The following is an 18,874-nucleotide window of genomic DNA, read 5'->3' as shown; positions in this document are numbered from 1 at the left end:
ATACAAAAAAAAAGCAATTCAATAAAGTTTTCGGAAAAATTCCCGCTCTGGCCCATGAATAAAACCTGAAACTGGCTGGCTGTCATGGGCTATTATTTGTATTACAGTTACAAGCGCTTAATAAAGTGACATACATCCGTTACAGGATGTTTCAGCTCTGGAAATCCTAGTGCCAGTGGCAATTTAAGCACCGCGCAATTGATATTAACAATTGCTACCTTGTGATTATCTCGGAGATATAACTATCATGAAAATCAAAACTGCTTTTGGTATTGCTGCCAGCGTTGCGCTTGCCATGCCAATGCTCGCATTCGCTGCTGCTGATCAAGAAGCTGCGATGAAAGATCCTAACAACTGGGCACATCCACGTGGTCAACACAACAACCAAGGTTACAGTGCTTTGGCACAAATCAACAAGGGCAACGTTAAAAACCTGAAAATGGCGTGGACATTCGCGACCGGTGTAAACCGTGGTCATGAAGGCTCTCCAGTCGTTGTTGGCAACATGATGTATATCGTGACTGCTTTCCCAAACAACGTCTATGCATTGGACCTGAACGATAACCAGAAAATCGTTTGGACCTATTTCCCTAAACAAGACCCAAGCGTTCAAGCTGTGCTGTGCTGTGACAACGTGACTCGTGGTCTGGGTTTTGGCGATGGCAAAATTTTCTTGCAACAAAACGACGGCATGCTGGTTGCTTTGGATGCAAAAACCGGTGCTAAAGTTTGGGATGTTAAAAACACTGATCCAAAAGTCGGTGCAACTAACACCAACGCACCACACGTGATCAAAGACAAGGTCCTGACCGGTTGCTCAGGTGCTGAGTTCGGCGTACGTTGCTTTATCGCTGCATACAACCTGAAAGATGGTTCTCTGGCATGGAAAGCCTACTCAACAGGCCCAGATAGCGAAACATTGCACGATGCTAACACCAACAAGGACAATCCTTTGTATAACGCACTGTCTGTTTATCAAGACGTGAATGGTGGTAACAAAGAAGGCGGTTCCTTCAAGCGTTTGTCAGCTGACCAGATCAAAGGCGGCGAAAAAGAACTGGGTACACGTACTTGGTTGAAACCACAAGCTGTGAAAGACGGCTGGCAACATGGTGGTGGTTCCGTATGGGGCTGGTGGCCATATGATGCCAAGACAAACTTGGTATACTACGGTTCAGGTAACCCATCTGTTTGGAACCCAGACGTACGTCCAGGCGACAACAAATGGTCCATGACAATCACTGCACGTGATCTGGATACTGGTGTTGCTAAATGGGCAATGCAAATGACACCACACGATGAGTGGGACTACGACGGTATTAACGAAGTGATCCTGTTCGACAAAGGTGGCAAAACATACGCATGGCACCATGACCGTAACGGTTTCATCTACACATGGCAAGCTGGTAACGGTACATTGGTTGCTGCTGAAAAAGTGCATCCATTTGTTAACTGGGCAACTGATGTTGACCTGAAAACAGGTGTGCCAAACAAACTGGCATCTGCTTCTACTCACCAAGACTACAACGCCAAGGGTATCTGCCCGGCTGCTTTGGGTACTAAAGACCAACAGCCAGCGGCTTACTCACCAAAAACTGGTTTGATGTACACACCATTGAACCACGTATGTATGACATACGAGCCAGTTGAGTCCAAATACGTTGCTGGTCAACCATGGGTTGGTGCGACACTGACTATGTTTGCTGGTCCAGACGGCGTAATGGGTGGTTTCGGTGCTTACGATCCAATGACCAACAAAAAAGTTTGGTACAACAAAGAGAAGTTCTCTGCGTGGAGTGGTGCACTGACAACGGCTTCAGACATCGTGTTCTACGGTACATTGGATCGTTGGTTCAAGGCGGTTGACGCGAAAACCGGTAAAGAACTGTGGAAATTCCAAGTGGGTTCCGGCGCGATTGGTAACGCATTCACCTACGGTAACAAAGGCAAGCAATACGTTGGTATCTTGTCTGGTATCGGTGGTTGGGCTGGTGTTGCGATGAACTTGGGTATGACTACTGACACAGACGCACTGGGTGCTGCTGGTGGTTACAAAGAGTTGACCAAGTACAACGCTGCTCCTGGCGGCGGTGCATTGAGCGTGTTCGCACTGTAATCAAGCGCAGCTTATAACCGATCAAGTTATTGATCGGTTAAACAGACTAAACACCCTGCTTCGGCAGGGTGTTTTTTTGTCTCTAAATACTGACAGATGAATAAAAAACGGGGGGTTAACCGTAGACTTGCACGCTATTTTCGCTACGGATTTGCTGGAATATTTGTAAGCGTTCGCGGGGAATGCTGCCTGCTTGGACAGCCTTTAGAATCGCGCAGTCTGGTTCGTGCGTATGCGTGCAATTATTGAATTTGCAGTGACCAATAAAAGGCCTGAACTCGACAAATGCATATTCAAGCTCGGTCTCATTGATATGATACAGCCCAAACTCCTGCAGGCCTGGTGAGTCAATAATGGCACTGTCCTGATCAAGATGATAGAGATGGGTGGCTGTCGTGGTGTGTTTGCCACTATCCAGTGTGGTACTGATTTCCTGTGTTTTGCTGCGTGCTTCAGGGAGTAGGCTATTGATAATTGTGGATTTACCCATGCCGGATTGTCCTACCAGCACACTGGTATGACCTGCCAGCAACGGTTTGAGCGCCTCTACCGATTGCCGCGCATTGAGTTGTAAAGTGAGGTAGCCAAGCGCTGCATATTGCTCCAGCTTGTGTAGGGCTTGCGGGTTAGGCAAGTCACATTTGTTGAGGAGAATGACAGCCCGAATGCCAGCGGCTTCTGCAGCGACCAGGCAGCGGTTGAGCAGGTCTTCATAAAAGCTGGGCTGCGTTGCCAGCACAATCAATATCTGGGTGACATTGGCTGCCAGCACTTTGCTTTTATAAGCATTGCTGCGATAGAGCAGGGTGGTCCGTTCTGAGGTTTTCTCAATGACGCCTTCATTGTTGGCAGTGAGGGTCACTGTGACGCGGTCACCTGCCGCATTATCGACTTTTTTGCCACGCGTGACACAGCTAAGAATTCGCCCATCGGGCAATTCTACGTTATAGCGCTTGCCGTAGGCAGCGACAATCAGGCCTGGATGCGACATGCTAGAAATGATAGTAGGTGTGATTCAAGTACTGTACCACTTGCTGCTCTTCATCATCGAACCATTTAAGGTTGAGCATGGTATTACAGTTGGTGACTTGAGCTTTTAAACCATTGAAAGAGCGCACCTTGCGGTAGTCACGTGTATAAATGCCGCTACCATCGCCGCCATAGCTGCTGGCATGACAACTGATACAATGGGTGTCGACCAGTTTTTTTCCTGCTTGCAGCTGGGCTTCAGTTGCGCTTGCATCATGGCTGGCGAGCAATAAAGACCAACTGATCAGCAGGAGCGCTTTCATGCGTATGTTTGCAACTTGGCAATCCGCAGGCTCGCCGGTGGATGCGAGTCATAGAATGCAGAGTGGAGTGGATCCGGGGTCAGCGTAGACGCATTGTCACGATACAGCTTAACCAGTGCATCAATCAGAAACTGTGGTCTGGATTGTTGTGCCGCGTAGTGGTCGGCTTCAAACTCATTGGTTCGGGAGTAGGCCGCCATGACTGGACGCAGAATAAACATGAAGACGGGCGAGACCAGCACAAACAGGAGCAAAGCCATGTGGTTACTCGGTGCCGAAATCCCCAGCCCTGTAAAAAACCATTCCTGTTTGATCAGGTAACCCAATAACGCCAATCCTAACAGGCTTAATCCAAACATCATGATGATGCGTTTAATGACATGCTGGTGTTTGAAGTGACCAAGCTCATGGGCCAACACTGCTTCAATTTCATCGGCACTGAGCTTTTCCAGCAAGGTGTCAAAGAACACGACACGTTTGTTTTTGCCAAAACCGGTGAAGTAGGCATTGCCATGACCAGAGCGAGTGGATCCATCCATCACAAACAAGCCTTGGCTGGCAAAGCCGCATTTTTGCAACAGGGCCTCGATACGTGCCTTGAGGGATTGATCCTGCATGGGCGTAAACTTGTTAAACAGTGGCGCAATCCAGATGGGATAGACGGCCAGCATAAACAGGTTAAACGCACTCCAGATCAGCCAGAGGTAGAGCCACCATAAATCGCCAGCACCTTGCATAAGCCAGAGCGCGACAAACAAGATTGGTCCGCCCAGCATTAAGCCAACAACGGTGTGTTTAACCAGGTCACTAAAAAACATGCTGCGTGACATCTTGTTAAAGCCAAATTTCTCATCGACTTTAAAAGTCTGAATGTAATCAAACGGCAGGGTCGCTGCACCCGAGATCAACATGGCCGAGCAAATGACCAGTGCACCACGAATGATTTCATGGTCAGGCAGCCATTGTTGCCAGGCCTGATCCAGCAGTTGTAAAACGCCGCCTAGCGTGAGTGCCAGCAAAATCAATGACTCCATGACGGTTTCACTCAGGCGCAGTTTTACCTTGGCGGTCGTATAGTCTGCAGCGCGTTGATGTGCCTCCAGGCTAATTGTTTGACTAAAGGCGGCAGGTACTTGTGCACGATGTTGCTGGATATGGCGAATATGGCGCAAGCCCAGCCAGACACGTACTGCCAAGCTGATTACAATCACAGCGACAAAAATTTGAGTAAATAATCCGGACATAACAGTAATGATGATGAATGATTTCAGTTAGCTATTTTGATGGATTTAACTCCACCTTGTTCACTGAACTGAATATAATGTTTCATTTTAATGGAAATCATGACGAGAGGCACACAATTGGCAACTAATCAGGACAATTTAATCTGGCTGGATATGGAGATGAGCGGTTTACTGCCTGACACGGACCGCATTCTGGAATTAGCTGCCGTCGTCACCGATGCACAATTAAATGTGATTGCAGAGTCCCCTGTGCTGGTCATTCATCAGTCTGATGCGGTACTCGATGGCATGGATGCCTGGAATAAAGGCACGCATGGCCGGAGTGGCTTGATTGATAAGGTCAAGGCATCGACCCTGGATGAAGAAGCAGCAACAGATGCCATGCTGGCATTCTTGAAAGAGCATGTGCCAGCAGGCAAGTCGCCGATGTGTGGCAATTCAATTTGTCAGGACAGGCGCTTTATGGCGCGTTACATGCCGCGTCTGGAGTCATTTTTCCATTACCGCAATCTTGATGTGAGTGTGTTTAAAGAATTATCACGTCGCTGGCGTCCGGATATTTATGCGGGATTTAAAAAAGCCAGCCGTCATGAAGCCCTGGCGGATATTTATGAGTCGATTGATGAGCTCAAGTATTACCGCGAACACTTTTTGAATATGACACCACCTGCGGCTGCTGAATAATCGACTGAGTCTGAATTCAGGCAAAAAAAAGACGCCTATTCGGCGTCTTGAGGGAGGAGAAGTTAGCTTTGGAGAAGCTTGATTAGTAGTAAGCAGCTTCCGTGCCAACTTCTCCTTTTTGTCTCTCTGGCTTTAAAAATCAGGCTTTTGGGCTTGAAAGCACGTTTTGGTACAGTGTTTGATAGTGTTGGGCGCTGGTTTCCCAGCTCACATCCTGTTGCATCGCTTGCCGTTGCAGCTGTTGCCACTGACCAGAATTGGCATAAACCTGTATCGCAGTTTGTAATGTGACCAAAAGTGTCGATGCGTCATTGTCAGCCATGACCCATCCAGTCATCGTGCCGGGAACTCCTTGTGCATTGATTTCGCCGCCATGCACTGAGTCTGCCAGTCCACCAGTATTGGCGACTACGGGAATCGTGCCATATCGCAAGCCATACATCTGGTTCAGCCCGCAGGGCTCAAACCGCGAGGGCATGACAAAAATATCGGTACCGGCCATGATACGGTGCGAGAGTGGCTCGTTATAGCCGATGGTCACGGCCACTTGTCCAGGATAGCGTTGCATTAAACTCAGATACTGCCGTTGCATGCTGGCCTCACCACTGCCAAGCACGGCTAATTGACAGCCGCTGCCAAGCAGTGCGTCAGCAATCTCGATCAGCATATCCAGCCCTTTTTGATAGGTGAGGCGACTAACGACCCCCAACAGTGGCGTATCTGCTTGCTGACGCAGTCCTAATTCTGCCTGCAAGGCTTGCTTGATCGCTTGCTTGCCGGATAACGCACTGGCAGTGTAGTGTGCTGGCAAATAAGGGTCTTGTGCGGGATTCCAGATTTCGGTATCGATGCCATTCAAAATCCCGGTTAAATCTGCCGCACGATGCTGCAGCAAGCCTTGAAAACCAAAACCAAACTGATCGGTTTGAATTTCACGGGCATAGGTTGGGCTGACGGTTGATAAAGCATCGGCGTAAAACAGACCGGATTTCATGAATGAGACCTGGCCATAAAACTCGTAGCCTTCTGCCTGATAGTCCTCAAGGTTGAGGGTTAATCGATAGCGCCAGTCAGCATGAAAGTTGCCTTGGAAGGCCAGGTTGTGGATGCTGAACACGGACTTGGCCTGACTGCCCATTTGCTTGAGGTAGTAGGGTGTTAATCCAGTTTGCCAGTCATTGCAATGGACGATCTCTGGCTGCCAGGCCTGCAGCATGTTAGGCATCGCCAGCATGGCTGCCACTTTTGACAACACCCCAAACCGCAACGGGTTATCTTCCCACTCCCCATGTAGCGGGTGATGGTAAGGGCCGCCATCCCGGTCATAGAGCGCAGGGCAGTCTATGAGCAGCAAGGGGATATTGGTGCCTGGTAACAAAGTTTTGTAGAGCTCGCAGCGGATATCATGGAAGGGCTGTAAGCTGCCCAAGTGTTTGGGCGAACTACATTGCGCCAGCATGCCACGATAAGCCGGTAACAGAATTTGAATCTCTGTGTCACTGCTAGCGAGGGCGGTGGGGAGTGCACCACTGACATCTGCCAAACCACCTGTTTTGATTAACGGGAAAACTTCTGAAGTAACGAATAGTAAACGCAAGGCAATCTCTTTAAATCAACGGGCGGTTGAAGCTGAATGTTTTTAAACTTATGATACATTGCCTGTTCACGTTTTAGAAGGATATTCAAATGAAATCATGGCTAGCAGTCGCATTCGGTGCCAGTGTTGGTGCATGGATCAGATGGGGCCTGGCATTGAGCTTGAATCAAGGCGGACTGATCCCGCTCGGCACTTTTCTCGCCAATGCCATTGGGGGCCTGTTAATGGGCATTGCGTTGGGTATCTTGCAGGTGATTCCAACCCTGTCTATGGAGTGGCGCTTGTTGATGACAACCGGTTTTTTGGGCGGGTTAACCACTTTCTCTACCTTTTCGGCAGAAGCTTTCAGCTTGTTACAAAAGCAAAATTACGGTGGAATGTTGCTTTATGTCACCTCGCATGTGGTGGTCTCTATCTTGCTGACGATAGTCGGCTATTGGAGTATCGTGCGTTGGCACTCCAGTTGGTAATACCATTGATGCCATAAAAAAAGAGGGCCTGACAGGCCCTCTTTTTTATCATACTCAGCGTTTTACTTCTGAGTCTCTACCATCACCAGTCCATCTTCACCGGTGCCGGCCTCATCTTTTTTCCATTTAGCCGCATTACGTGGCTTTTTGGTTTTTTGGGTGGCTTCCACGCCCGTATTCATCACTTCTGCTTTGGTCTCTACCAGTTGAATCCCACTGTCTGCCTGGGCTTCTGTGGTTTTTGCCGTGGATGGCTTGCGTTTACGGGCCGGTTTCTTTTTCGCGTCCGCTGGGGCTTCTGTAGCCTCAGTCACCACAGGGGAGGACGTTGCAGCGGTTTCCACCAATTCAATCCCGCTGGTGTCTACCGCCTGATCAGCCTGTTTCGCTTTGGCTTTTCCTGCTGGCTTGCCTGCTCTTGAACGATTGCGCGCAGGTTTTTGTGCCTTGGGCGCTTCAGCCTGATTGTCATCTGCGGTTTGGATGGCGGTGTCTTCAACGGGCGCTTCCACTGCGGCAGCCGGGTTCTCTACGATTGGTGCGGCAGCCACTACTTCTACTGGGCTAACTGCGGCAGTTGTTTCTGCCACCGCAAACGTAGGCACTGTGTCAGCAACAACTGGTGCAGCGGCAAGATTGACGGATGCAGCATTTTCAGTCACCACACTGTTTTCAGACTCTACAACGTTCTGGTTGGGCGCTTCATCACGGTTACGGCGATCACGGCGGCCATGACGGTTACGGCGGTTGCCGCGCTCACCGCGTTCCTGCTTGTTGTCGCCTGATTGCGCGGTCAATGCAGGCTGATTGGTCTCTGCTTTGACTTCTTGATTGGCTTGGCGCTCTTGACGTTCTCTCTGCGCAGGTTTTTCCTGTGCCGGACGCTCCTGGCGAAGTTTGCTACCATGCTGCGTTTCCTGTTGCTCTTTGCCTGTACGTTCATTGGCTGGACGCTCATTACGCTCTTGGCCGCGGTCACGCTGACGGTCACGACGGTTACGGTTTTTGTTCCGGTCACGGCCATGCTCTTTGCTTTCGCGCGCTGGTTTTTCAGGTTCTGAGGGCACCACTTCTTTTTCGTCCAGACCAAGCCAGGACTTGATCACGCCAAAGAATGACTTTTTCTGCTCAGTCACTTGTACCGGCGCAGGCGCAGGTTTCTCTTCTACAATCGGGGCCGATGTCGCAGGCGTAATGCCTTTGACTAGAGCTTCAGCTTTGGCCGGGGCTGCAGCCTGTTCCAGGCGATGCTGGTAATCAGACTCGCTTGGCAAGTCCACCATCTTGTAGCTGGCTTGCGTGGTTTCTTCGTTCACATCATCATGGCGGATACGCAAGATGTTGTAATTTGGCGTTTCCATATGGATGTTAGGAATCAGGATCACTTCCACGCCGGTACGTTGTTCAATCTTGTGGATGTCGGCACGTTTTTCATTGAGCAGGAAGGTGGCGGCTTCAACCGGCAACTGTACCTGAATGATGGCGCTGTTGTCCTTCATGGCCTCTTCCTGCGTGATGCGCAGGATATGCAGGGCCGTGGATTCGATACCGCGGATATGACCGGTACCGTTACAACGAGGACAGGTCATGTGGTTGGTTTCGCCCAGGCTAGGACGCAGGCGCTGGCGGGACATTTCCAACAGGCCAAAGCGTGAAATCTTGCCCATTTGCACGCGTGCGCGGTCGTGATGCAAGGCGTCGCGCAGGGCGTTCTCGACATCACGCTGGTTGCGCTGGTTTTCCATGTCAATAAAGTCAATGACCACCAGGCCACCCAGGTCACGCAGACGCATCTGACGTGCCACTTCTTCGGCCGCTTCAAGGTTGGTATTAAACGCGGTTTGTTCAATATCTGCGCCTTTGATGGAGCGGCCAGAGTTGACGTCGATGGACACCAGTGCTTCGGTGTGGTCGATTACGATGGCGCCACCGGAAGGCAGACGTACTTCACGCGCAAACGCAGATTCGATCTGATGTTCGATCTGGAAGCGGGAGAACAGCGGAATTTCGTCCTGATACAGTTTGACGCGGGTGACATTGCCTGGCATCACGTGGTTCATGAACTGCAAGGCTTGCTCGTGTACGTCAGCGGTATCAATCAGGATCTCACCGATATCAGCACTGAAGTAGTCACGGATGGCGCGGATCACCAGGCTGCTTTCCTGGTAAATCAAGTAAGCGCCAGGCTGGAAATTGGAGGCATCTTCAATCGCTTGCCACAATTGGGTCAGGTAATTCAAATCCCATTGCAGCTCTTCTGCATTGCGGCCAATGCCAGCAGTGCGGGCAATGATGCTCATGCCGTTAGGCACTTCCAGTTGCGCCATGGTGTCGCGCAACTCATTGCGATCTTCACCTTCCACACGACGCGAGACACCGCCTCCGCGTGGATTGTTGGGCATCAAGACCAGGTAACGGCCAGCCAGCGAGATAAAGGTAGTCAGCGCAGCGCCTTTGCTGCCGCGCTCGTCTTTGTCTACCTGCACAATGACTTCCTGACCTTCTTTGATCACGTCCTGAATACGGGCGCGTCCTTGATCTGGTTTTTCCTGGAAGTAACTGCGGGCAATTTCCTTGAACGGCAAAAAGCCGTGTCTGTCAGTGCCGTAGTCGACAAATGCGGCTTCGAGAGACGGTTCAATACGGGTGATCACCCCTTTGTAGATATTACTTTTGCGCTGTTCTTTACCAGCGTGTTCAATATCCAGATCGATGAGTTTTTGTCCATCGACGATCGCAACGCGCAATTCTTCTGATTGCGTTGCGTTAAACAACATTCTTTTCATGCAGGGCTCCTAGACGAAGCCACAGAATAGAGATGTGCGCAGGGCGGGCCGTGGTCGTAAACAACCACCAGAACTTAACGAAGTGACCAAGATGTCACCGGGGATGTGCAATGGCTTTTGCGAGGTGCGCTACAAGATTGTCAGCGCAGCAGGCAGGCATCAATATGCACTTGAGTGCAGCCAACACTGAATGTGGCTGAAGACTCGGTTTCTGCAAGGGGCAGTGTGTGCGTGGCAGGAGTGTGTGACCTGTATTGTCCAGCGCGATAGACTGCAAAAATAAAACCCTAAACAGAGGGCAATTTCGTTAAAATTCGGGTTGGCTAACGCCGAGCTCATTTCTTTGGTTATTCTGCGTGAGCTTCGCGTTAAAACATTTCTAATTAATTATCGCTACTTGATGGCGAGCGGTATTCACCAAAATTTTTTTGATTCTGAATGCAGTGACGAGACCCAAAATCTGGCGAGTCCGGATATCAGGGCTTACAGGTCAGAGATGAAAACAGTTTGTCATCTCGAAATCGGCATGGCAATGTTGTCGCTTTTGCCGGAAAACCATTGATTCAGAATCTCGACAGTATATCCATAAGTCCTGATAAAGCAAAGCACGACCTGCAACTATGAGCTCACAATTACGATCATCCACATCCGCGACGGCCGCAATGGCTTCCAGCCTCGATTCCGAGCTCGGGCCCGCCAGTGATCGCGTCACATTCTTGATGGTGGACGAGGCGTCTGAAACACAGCGGGTAGATAACTTTCTGACCAAGGTGCTCAAAGGCGTGCCTAAAAGCCATATTTACCGGATTTTGCGCAGTGGCGAAGTCCGCGTCAATAAGAAGCGCGTTGATGCGGAATACCGATTGCAACTGGGCGATGAAGTGCGCGTGCCGCCCATTCGCCTTGCGGAAGCCGCAGCCAAGCCTGCCGCTCCCACGGTCAAGGCCAAGTTGGCCGAGCAAGTGATTTATGAGGATGATGCCATGCTGGCACTGAATAAACCGGCCGGGATGGCGGTGCATGGTGGCAGTGGCATCAGTCTGGGCGTGATTGAGCAATTGCGCCTGGAGCGGCCGCAAGCCAAATTTCTCGAGTTGGTGCACCGTCTGGACCGTGAAACCTCCGGCGTATTGATGATTGCCAAAAAACGCTCGGCCTTGACTGCCTTGCACGAAGCCATGCGCCATCATCATATGGATAAACGCTATTTAATCCTGGTGCAGGGGCAGTGGACAGAGGCGAAAAAGAAAGTCACCCTGGATTTGCAGAAATACGTGACAGAAAGTGGTGAGCGCAGGGTGCAAGTCGTGGATGAACCTTTGCTCAATCACGAAGCGGGCGGCAGAAAGTCACTCAAGGCAAGCGGCTTGACCGCCAAGCGACATGCGGCCAAAGGCAAGTTTGAGGTGGAAACGCAAATCTCTGAAACCTGGTTTTACCTGCAATCCGTGTTGGGACAGTACAGTTTTTTACAAGCCAAATTAATCACCGGACGTACGCACCAGTTGCGGGTGCAGTTGTCTCATTTGGGCTTCCCGATTCTGGGTGACGATAAATATGGTGACTTTGCCTTGAACAAGCAATTAAGCAAGCAGGGCTTGAAACGCATGTTTTTGCATTCCAGCGAGACGCGGATTGCCCATCCGCTGACGGGAGAGCCCTTGCATTTGGTGGCACCGTTGCCGGCAGAATTAGAAAGCTTTTTGCAACAACAACGTCAACTTCAGGCCGTAAAATAAAGTTGGTCGTGTGTTCTGGCCGCATCAATGTTGAGTTTTAAAGAAAGTTTGCTGAGTGAAGAAGTCTGATTTAGTGAAACAGTTTGATTTAATTGTCTGGGATTGGGATGGCACCATTGCAGATTCTACCGGTTTGATTTCTCAGGCGCTGATTAAGGCCGCAGAACAGGCAGGCCTACCCGGCCTGACCGAAGCACGTGCGCGTAGCATTATCGGCCTGGGACTGCGCGAATCCATAGAAGTACTGTTTGGTGATATTCCAGAGTTTCAGGCACAGGCCCTGGTCTCCAATTACAACCGTAACTATTACAACAATGAAAACAATATTGTATTGTTTGAAGGCATTGCCGAAACGATTATTGCCATCGACCGCAAAGGTTGCAAGCAGGCGGTCGCGACAGGCAAAGGGCGGCGTGGCTTAAATACTGCTTTGCAACAATCGGGCCTGGCCAGGTGCTTTAATGCCACCAAAACCGTGGATGAGTGTTTTTCGAAACCGCATCCGCAAATGCTGGATGCGCTCATGGACGAACTGGTGGTGATGCCAGAGCGTACCTTGATGATAGGCGACTCACAATATGATATGCAAATGGGCAAAAACGCAGGGGTGATCACGGCTGCGGTCAGTTATGGGTCGCAAACAGCTGAGCATTTACAGCAGTATTCCCCGGATTACCTGTTTCATGATGTGGCAACATTAAGCGCCTGGTTATTGGAGCAGACATGAGCCTGAACGCCGTCACTTTTGACAGTGCCGCCTTGCCTGAAAAAGGCGATGGGTTACGCTTTGATATCCCGGCGCTCGGTCCGCATGCCACCGGCTTTGTCGTCCGCTTTGAGGGCAAGCCCTATGCGTATGTTAATCGCTGTGCGCATGTGCCGGTGGAGCTGGACTGGGAGCATGGTAAATTTTTTAACATGACACAAGAGTGGTTGATCTGTGCGACGCATGGAGCCATGTACGCGCCAGAAACCGGCTATTGTGTGGTGGGGCCATGCCAGGGCAAGCGCCTGTCATCCATCCCTGTTACTGAAGCCGATGGCATGATCACGGTCCATCTCGATCAGTTTTAGTGATGAGGATTCGTCCGTGTGACAGCCTCTTAAATAGCCAACGGCGAGCACACAAATATTGCTAGAATAGCTAAAAATTAATAGACGAAAGTTGAATGATGCAAGAAAACCATACGCCATCCTCAGACACACAACCCAGCCCTGCCTCGCAGGATTGGGCTTTGCGCACGGTAGAAAAAATTGCACTGGCCGGATTGCAGGAGCAAAAAACAGCCAGACGCTGGTCTGTGTTGTTCAAGTCGCTGACGTTTATCTATCTGTTCTTCCTGCTCATGATGTTGTTGGGCTGGGTTGGGCAAAGCAAAAGCACCTCTATTGCCCACACTGCGCTGATCGACATTTCCGGCGTGATTGAGGCCGGTGGCCAAGTCAATGCCGATGCGGTGATCAGCAGCCTCAATGATGCTTACGACAACAAGGGCACCAAGGGTATTATCTTGCGTATCAACAGTCCAGGTGGCAGTCCGGTACAAGCAGGCATCATCAATGATGAAATCCACCGTCAGCGCAAATTGCACCCGGAAATTCCTGTCTATGCCGTGGTTGAAGATATCTGCGCTTCGGGAGGCTATTACATTGCTGTCGCAGCGGACAAAATATTTGTCGATAAAGCCAGTATCGTTGGCTCTATCGGCGTGCTGATGGATGGCTACGGCTTTACTGAAGCCATGAAAAAAGTGGGGGTAGAGCGCCGTTTGATGACTGCCGGCGAAAACAAAGGCATGCTGGATCCATTCTCACCGGTCAATCCAAAGCAGCAGGCGTTTGCGCAAAGCATGCTCAATCAAATCCACCAGCAATTTATCACCGTGGTGCGTGAAGGCCGCGGTAGCCGCCTCAAGGAAGATGCAGACACCTTTAGTGGCCTGTTCTGGAACGGCGAAGAAAGTATCAAGCTGGGTCTGGCGGATGCGCAAGGCAGCGCAGAATACGTCGCCCGTGAAGTGATCAAGCAGGCTGAAATCGTTGATTTCACCTACCAGGAGACGGTTGTGGATCGCTTTGCCAAGAAGTTGGGGGCCAGCATGGCACAAGAGCTGGGCGTGAGCGCAAAAAATCTGTTGCCCACCTTGCGATAAACCTTTGAAAGGGATGCAAAGGGACCGCAAGGTCCCTTTTTTTGTTTGCCGTATGACTGAAGAACTCCCATGACACAACCATCCCGTTTCCATATTCGTCCAATCGCTGGTGAAGATCATGCCGAGTGGTCAGCCTTGTATGCTGACTAAGCCAGGTTTTATGCTGTGAATCAGTCTGTCGCCAAGCGGGAACAGGTCTGGCAGTGCTTACACCAGCCGTCTCCCGCCATGTTTGCTTTGGTGGCAGTGGATGCGCAGGGGCGCCTGATTGGATTTGCACGTTATCGTGCTTTTGTCAGACCTTTGGTATCAGACCTGTGGCGGCGAGCATGGGCGGTTATCTCGATGATTTGTTTGTAGCATCCGCGGTCAGAGAGCAGGGTGTTGGCACCGCTTTGATCAAGGCACTGGTGCAGATTGGACAACTGCAGGGATGGTCGGTGATCCGTTGGGTGGCTGCTGAGGATAACCAGCTGGCATGTGCCTGCGATGATAAGCTGGCAAGGCATACAAGGCTGGCAAACCTATGAAATCAGCTTGAAATAAGTCTGATTTCAAGTTGAGCACTCAAGAGGCGTGCTGCCTGTGCGTGTAAGCTTGACCGCGCAGGATGGAATAAAGTAAAAGCCCATCCTGAGCGCCCAAGCAATTATTTTTTGGTTTTATTTTGCTCGTTGCGCGCTTTCAGCTTGGCGCGCATTTCATTTTTACGTCTACGCATGGTGACCAGGCCTTCGCCTTTTTTGCGCTCGTCTTCTCTATCAAACGGGTTTTCACCCTGATGGTATTGCACGCGTAGCGGCGTGCCTACCAATTGAAAGGCTTTACGGAACACCCCTTCGAGAAAACGCGTATAGCTCGCTTTGACGCCATCAATGTGGTTGCCGTGTACCACCACAATCGGTGGGTTGCTGCCGCCCTGGTGTGCATAGCGCAGTTTGGGGCGAATACCACGGCTGATGGGTGGTTGATGCTGGGTGGTGGCCTCGCCAAGCACACGCGTCAGTTGTGGCGTGGCTAACTTGGCCATGGCCGCCTTAAAGGCAACATCAACTGAGTCCAGTAACTCATTCAGGCCTTTTTTACGCAGCGCCGAGATATAGTGGAATTTGGCAAAGTCGAGGAATTGCAGTTTACGGTCGATTTCGCGTTTGATCCATTCTCGCTCATCATCCTGCAAGCCATCCCATTTGTTAATGGCGACGACCAGAGCACGTCCGGCATCGACAATATAGGCCGCAACGTGTGCATCCTGCTCGGTAATGCCCTCTTGGGCATCCACCACCAAAATAGCCACGTTGGCGTCTTCAATCGCTTGCATGGTTTTGATCACGGAGAATTTTTCAACCGCTTCAAAGACCTTGCCGCGCTTGCGTACGCCCGCAGTGTCAATAATCGTATAGTGCTTGCCGTTCTTTTCGAGCGCGATTTCAATCGAGTCGCGAGTCGTGCCTGGCTGGTCAAAGGCAATCACGCGGTCTTCTCCCAGCAGCGCATTCACCAGTGTCGATTTGCCTACGTTAGGGCGGCCAACAATTGCAATGCGGGGATTGTCCGGATTCACAGGCTCGGAAGCTTCGATTTCCTTATCGGCGATGGTTTCCAGCGCCAGTTCAATCAAGTCTCTGACCCCTTCGCCATGCGCGGAAGAGATGGACAGGGGTTCACCCATGCCCAGTTCATGAAAGTCAGCGCTGACGATGGCTTTGCGCATGCCTTCGGTTTTGTTCACTGCCAGCAGCACCGGCCGCTGGGCCTTGCGCAAGGTTTGCGCAATGGTAAATTCTTGCGGTGTCAGGCCTGCACGGGCGTCGACCAGGAAAATAATGACATCGGCTTCATCAATGGCAAGCAAGGTTTGCTTGGCCATTTCTTTCAAGATACCCGTATCTGCGGTGGGCTCAAAGCCGCCGGTATCAATGACCAGATAGGGCTGGCTGGCGCCCAGGCCTCGGCCGTAGTGCCGGTCACGCGTGAGACCAGGCAAATCGGCGACCAGCGCATCTCGCGATTTGGTCAAACGATTGAATAAAGTAGATTTGCCGACATTGGGTCGGCCAACAAGCACGATGGTAGGTAGCATTATTTATATGTCACTGCGTAAAGGTGACCGTCACGCGATTGTGCAAGAAACTGGTTGGCATTGGTGCCTGCGATCAATGCCATAAGGGGTTTGGAACCTAATTGCAGACGGCCGACAAAGCTGCCGTCATCCTGGCTCAGTAAATGGACATAGCCTTCCAGGTCACCAACAGCCACAATATTGCTGAGTGGCAGAGGCACGGTCAGGTTACGGTAGCCCAGGTTGCCCTGGCGCCAAAAGGTTTTGCCATTGCTGGCATCCAGTGAGTAGACTGAGCCGATGGTGTGGCTCAGGTACACTTTGTTATTCTCTGCGGTCAGGCCGACATAGCTTGAAATATCGCGGCTCCACACCACTTGTCCACGCTGACGGTCAACCGCGGCGACTTTGCCCTGATAAGCTACCACATACACCAGCGGGCCATCGACAAACGGCAGGCTGGTGATGTCGGCAATCCGTTCGATTTCGGTCACGCCTTTGGGTTGGGCAACCGTTGCTTCCCAAATCAGTTTGCCATTGTCGGCACGAATCGCCACCAGTTTCCCGCCAGGGAAGCCTGCATAAATGGCGCCGCCATCCACGACGATGCCGGCATGCGTTTTGAGCGAGAGGGAAGGAGTGGCACGTTCATAAGACCATTTGCGTCGGCCATCCGCCGCATCAATGCCGTAAATGTGGTGATCGGTGGTACGCACAATCACCGTACCATCATAATAGCGCGGGGAGCCTTGTATTTCACTGGAGAGCACGGCGCTCCAGAGCTTTCTGCCATTCAAGTTGAGTGCATAGACGTGGCCTTTGCTGGTCCCGACCAATACCAGGCCACCGCCCAGTCCTGCGCCACTGCTGATGGGCTCGCCTAATTCTGTTTGCCACAGCGTTTTGCCATTTTCTGCAGAAAGCTGCATCACGCTGCCTTCAGCATTGACGGCATATACCATGTTGTCAGCCAGGACGGGCACGTAGCTGAAACGGCCTGCCTCGCCCACATCGGTGGACCACTGTACGCGTGTCTCGTAAGAGGATTTGATTTCCTCAAGCTCTACAGGCGGGTTGGCAGGCTCGGCGCCAAAAATACTTTCACTTAAATTGGTTTTAACATCGTTGAATGCCGTACACGCAGTCAAACTGCTCCCGATGAAACACAGGGCAACCAGTGTCCATTGTTTGAGACGGTGAGACGGGACAGGCATGGCGGCAACATTCAACTTCATCAGCAATTATCCTAAAGCATCCAGCTTTTGCTGGGTCAGGTAAAACAATTTTCCTTCAGGATCAAGCGCTTGCAATGCTTTGGTATAGGCTTGTTTCGCTTCTTTTTCCTGTTTTTTCGCCATCAGGATATCGCCAAGCAAACTGTTTTTAATGCCATCAAAGCCTGGGTCATTGATGCCTTCCAAGGTTTTCTTGGCATCGTCCAGTGCATTGCGCTCAATTTGCAAGCCGGCAATTTCAATGGCGGCCATCTGTTTAATGGCGGGTTCTTTTGCTTCAGCCATCGCCCAGCGCAATTGCTTTTCAGCGGCTTCGGACTGCTTGGCTTCATGCAATGCGCGCGCTGCAAACAGGGCGGCACGGCCTGCATAAGGGGTCATGCTGTAGTCTTGCTCAATGGCTTGGGCTTCTTTGCTAATTTGCTCGGCTTTTTTGCTATCAACATCCAGCAATGAGCTGCTGATCAAGGTCTGATAGGCGGTAGAGGCGGCAGTGGCCTTGCTATTCATGTAAGACTGGTATCCTTGCCAGCCGCCATAGACGACGACCGCTGCAATCACCAGGCGGGTGACCAGTTTACCGTTTTTGTTCCACCAGGCTTTAAACTCGTCTAGTTGTTCCTGTTCTTCCAAATCGTATGCCATTGAATTTCCTGCGTATTCTTGTATTAGGATCTTAATTATGCGGCAGCCCCGCGCAGGCCTTGACCAGGAATTGCGCTGAGCAGCTGTTGGGTATATTTTTGTTGGGGAGCATTATAAATGGTTTCTACGCTTCCTTGCTCAATTACTTTGCCTTTTTGCATGACCAGAACATCATCGGCAATATGTCTGACCACGCGTAAATCATGCGTGATAAACAGGTAACTGAGCCCCATTTCTTGTTGCAGTTGCTTGAGTAATAGGAGGATTTGCGCCTGCACTGATACATCTAGCGCCGACACCGGCTCATCGCAGATGACCAGCTTGGGCTGCAGAATCAGGGCACGCGCGATGCCGATACGCTGGCGTTGGCCGCCTGAAAACTGGTGCGGATATTTGCTGGCATCTTCAGCTTTTAGCCCGACTTTTTCCAGCATCTCAAAGACGCTGTTTTGTTGTTGTTTTTTATCGCCGATGCCATGGATCACCAGGCCCTCGGCAATGATTTCACCCACACGCATTCTAGGGTTGAGTGAAGCAAATGGGTCTTGAAACACCATTTGCATATGGCGGCGTGCATGCCGCAGGCTACTTTGGTCTAGCGCGAGAAAGTCTTGACCATCGAACAGCACCTGGCCTTGGTCTAGCGGCAACAGGCGCAAAATGCCGCGAGCCAGTGTGGATTTTCCGCTGCCAGATTCGCCGACCACAGCCAGCGTACTGCCGCGTTTGAGTTGCAGGCTGACATCGTCGAGGGCATGTATGGTCTGGGTATTCAGCCCGAGCGTGCCCGTCCGCTGGCGATAACTTTTGCTTAGATGATGGGCTTGTAACAGGAAATCCGTCATATCGAC

At 51.0% G+C, this 18,874-nt stretch carries 17 protein-coding genes; 8 read left to right on the top strand and 9 right to left on the bottom strand.

The annotated features are described in order from the left end of the window. The first annotated feature begins 247 nt into the window (after nt 1–247). Nucleotides 248–2,116 carry a PQQ-dependent dehydrogenase, methanol/ethanol family gene (locus ACT53C_RS12780; RefSeq protein WP_476146634.1) on the top strand — a complete coding sequence of 623 codons (1,869 nt, stop codon included), beginning with the start codon at nt 248–250 and terminating at the stop codon, nt 2,114–2,116. A 115-nt stretch (nt 2,117–2,231) separates the two neighbouring features. Here the strand turns inward: ACT53C_RS12780 and rsgA are convergent, their stop codons facing one another. The 3 genes from rsgA to ACT53C_RS12765 are packed head-to-tail and all read right to left on the bottom strand — an operon-like array spanning nt 2,232 to nt 4,652. Continuing rightward, entirely contained in the window at nt 2,232–3,107 is an 876-nt protein-coding gene (rsgA, locus tag ACT53C_RS12775) for a ribosome small subunit-dependent GTPase A (RefSeq protein WP_476146632.1), read from the bottom strand. A 1-nt stretch (nt 3,108) separates the two neighbouring features. Further along, the gene (locus ACT53C_RS12770; RefSeq protein ID WP_194747813.1) at nt 3,109–3,408 is read right to left on the bottom strand and encodes a c-type cytochrome; all 300 of its coding nucleotides are present in this window, start codon (nt 3,406–3,408) and stop codon (nt 3,109–3,111) included. Next, nucleotides 3,405–4,652 (bottom strand): M48 family metallopeptidase, encoded by a 1,248-nt coding sequence (locus tag ACT53C_RS12765; RefSeq protein WP_275355496.1) that lies wholly within the window; start codon nt 4,650–4,652, stop codon nt 3,405–3,407. The genes ACT53C_RS12770 and ACT53C_RS12765 overlap by 4 nt, the downstream gene beginning before the upstream one ends. A gap of 99 nt (nt 4,653–4,751) precedes the next feature. Here ACT53C_RS12765 and orn point away from each other — a divergent pair, with 99 nt between their 5' ends. Beyond that, a complete protein-coding gene (gene orn, locus ACT53C_RS12760) occupies nt 4,752–5,336 on the top strand; it encodes an oligoribonuclease (RefSeq protein ID WP_275355495.1) in 585 nt (194 codons plus the stop codon). 139 nt (nt 5,337–5,475) lie between these two features. On the opposite strand, the gene glgA is transcribed toward orn, so the two are convergent. Beyond that, nucleotides 5,476–6,933, bottom strand: coding sequence for a glycogen synthase GlgA (glgA, locus tag ACT53C_RS12755; RefSeq protein WP_476146629.1), 1,458 nt, complete (start codon nt 6,931–6,933; stop codon nt 5,476–5,478). A gap of 89 nt (nt 6,934–7,022) precedes the next feature. Here glgA and crcB point away from each other — a divergent pair, with 89 nt between their 5' ends. Next, nucleotides 7,023–7,403 carry a fluoride efflux transporter CrcB gene (gene crcB / locus ACT53C_RS12750; protein ID WP_476146627.1) on the top strand — a complete coding sequence of 127 codons (381 nt, stop codon included), beginning with the start codon at nt 7,023–7,025 and terminating at the stop codon, nt 7,401–7,403. Nucleotides 7,404–7,465: 62 nt separating this feature from the next. Here the strand turns inward: crcB and ACT53C_RS12745 are convergent, their stop codons facing one another. Further along, nucleotides 7,466–10,189, bottom strand: a complete 2,724-nt coding sequence (locus ACT53C_RS12745; RefSeq protein WP_476146625.1) for an Rne/Rng family ribonuclease — start codon at nt 10,187–10,189, stop codon at nt 7,466–7,468. A gap of 662 nt (nt 10,190–10,851) precedes the next feature. On the opposite strand from ACT53C_RS12745, the gene ACT53C_RS12740 reads away from it, so the two are divergent. The 5 genes from ACT53C_RS12740 (at nt 10,852) to ACT53C_RS12720 (ending at nt 14,611) form a co-directional block, all read left to right on the top strand. Then, the gene (locus ACT53C_RS12740) at nt 10,852–11,928 is read left to right on the top strand and encodes a pseudouridine synthase (RefSeq protein WP_476146790.1); all 1,077 of its coding nucleotides are present in this window, start codon (nt 10,852–10,854) and stop codon (nt 11,926–11,928) included. Nucleotides 11,929–12,001: 73 nt separating this feature from the next. Then, nucleotides 12,002–12,655 (top strand): HAD family hydrolase, encoded by a 654-nt coding sequence (locus tag ACT53C_RS12735; RefSeq protein ID WP_194748440.1) that lies wholly within the window; start codon nt 12,002–12,004, stop codon nt 12,653–12,655. Continuing rightward, nucleotides 12,652–13,002 (top strand): Rieske (2Fe-2S) protein, encoded by a 351-nt coding sequence (locus ACT53C_RS12730; protein WP_313987870.1) that lies wholly within the window; start codon nt 12,652–12,654, stop codon nt 13,000–13,002. Before ACT53C_RS12735 ends, ACT53C_RS12730 begins: the two co-directional genes overlap by 4 nt. Before the next feature lie 98 nt (nt 13,003–13,100). Further along, the gene (locus tag ACT53C_RS12725) at nt 13,101–14,081 is read left to right on the top strand and encodes a S49 family peptidase (protein ID WP_194748439.1); all 981 of its coding nucleotides are present in this window, start codon (nt 13,101–13,103) and stop codon (nt 14,079–14,081) included. A 329-nt stretch (nt 14,082–14,410) separates the two neighbouring features. Next, nucleotides 14,411–14,611: a GNAT family N-acetyltransferase gene (locus ACT53C_RS12720; protein WP_476146623.1), complete on the top strand. Its 201-nt coding sequence runs from the start codon at nt 14,411–14,413 to the stop codon at nt 14,609–14,611. A 119-nt stretch (nt 14,612–14,730) separates the two neighbouring features. Here ACT53C_RS12720 and der read toward each other — a convergent pair whose 3' ends face one another. From der to ACT53C_RS12700, 4 genes are read right to left on the bottom strand one after another with little or no spacing between them, the layout of a single operon-like run. After that, on the bottom strand, nt 14,731–16,164 hold the full coding sequence (der, locus tag ACT53C_RS12715; RefSeq protein ID WP_379075944.1) for a ribosome biogenesis GTPase Der: 1,434 nt from the start codon (nt 16,162–16,164) through the stop codon (nt 14,731–14,733). Next, complete coding sequence (gene bamB / locus ACT53C_RS12710; protein ID WP_379075947.1) at nt 16,164–17,378, bottom strand: outer membrane protein assembly factor BamB; 1,215 nt, start codon at nt 17,376–17,378, stop codon at nt 16,164–16,166. Before bamB ends, der begins: the two co-directional genes overlap by 1 nt. A 6-nt stretch (nt 17,379–17,384) precedes the next feature. Next, nucleotides 17,385–18,023: a YfgM family protein gene (locus tag ACT53C_RS12705; RefSeq protein WP_194747799.1), complete on the bottom strand. Its 639-nt coding sequence runs from the start codon at nt 18,021–18,023 to the stop codon at nt 17,385–17,387. Nucleotides 18,024–18,058: 35 nt separating this feature from the next. Next, nucleotides 18,059–18,868, bottom strand: coding sequence for an ATP-binding cassette domain-containing protein (locus tag ACT53C_RS12700; protein WP_476146619.1), 810 nt, complete (start codon nt 18,866–18,868; stop codon nt 18,059–18,061). Between the last annotated feature and the right edge of the window lie 6 nt (nt 18,869–18,874).

The sequence above is a fragment of the Methylophilus sp. DMC14 genome (assembly GCF_056314085.1).
This window is presented reverse-complemented; position numbering and strand designations above follow the sequence as displayed.

Coding starts and splice junctions, on each gene's coding strand:
- crcB (WP_476146627.1), top strand. CDS start 7,023: ATGAAATCATGGCTAGCAGTCGCATTCGGTGCCAGTGTTGGTGCATGG.
- ACT53C_RS12730 (WP_313987870.1), top strand. CDS start 12,652: ATGAGCCTGAACGCCGTCACTTTTGACAGTGCCGCCTTGCCTGAAAAA.
- bamB (WP_379075947.1), bottom strand. CDS start 17,378: ATGAAGTTGAATGTTGCCGCCATGCCTGTCCCGTCTCACCGTCTCAAA.
- der (WP_379075944.1), bottom strand. CDS start 16,164: ATGCTACCTACCATCGTGCTTGTTGGCCGACCCAATGTCGGCAAATCT.
- ACT53C_RS12765 (WP_275355496.1), bottom strand. CDS start 4,652: ATGTCCGGATTATTTACTCAAATTTTTGTCGCTGTGATTGTAATCAGC.
- ACT53C_RS12745 (WP_476146625.1), bottom strand. CDS start 10,189: ATGAAAAGAATGTTGTTTAACGCAACGCAATCAGAAGAATTGCGCGTT.
- rsgA (WP_476146632.1), bottom strand. CDS start 3,107: ATGTCGCATCCAGGCCTGATTGTCGCTGCCTACGGCAAGCGCTATAAC.
- ACT53C_RS12700 (WP_476146619.1), bottom strand. CDS start 18,868: ATGACGGATTTCCTGTTACAAGCCCATCATCTAAGCAAAAGTTATCGC.
- ACT53C_RS12720 (WP_476146623.1), top strand. CDS start 14,411: ATGGGCGGTTATCTCGATGATTTGTTTGTAGCATCCGCGGTCAGAGAG.
- ACT53C_RS12705 (WP_194747799.1), bottom strand. CDS start 18,023: ATGGCATACGATTTGGAAGAACAGGAACAACTAGACGAGTTTAAAGCC.
- ACT53C_RS12770 (WP_194747813.1), bottom strand. CDS start 3,408: ATGAAAGCGCTCCTGCTGATCAGTTGGTCTTTATTGCTCGCCAGCCAT.
- ACT53C_RS12780 (WP_476146634.1), top strand. CDS start 248: ATGAAAATCAAAACTGCTTTTGGTATTGCTGCCAGCGTTGCGCTTGCC.
- orn (WP_275355495.1), top strand. CDS start 4,752: ATGACGAGAGGCACACAATTGGCAACTAATCAGGACAATTTAATCTGG.
- ACT53C_RS12725 (WP_194748439.1), top strand. CDS start 13,101: ATGCAAGAAAACCATACGCCATCCTCAGACACACAACCCAGCCCTGCC.
- ACT53C_RS12740 (WP_476146790.1), top strand. CDS start 10,852: ATGGCTTCCAGCCTCGATTCCGAGCTCGGGCCCGCCAGTGATCGCGTC.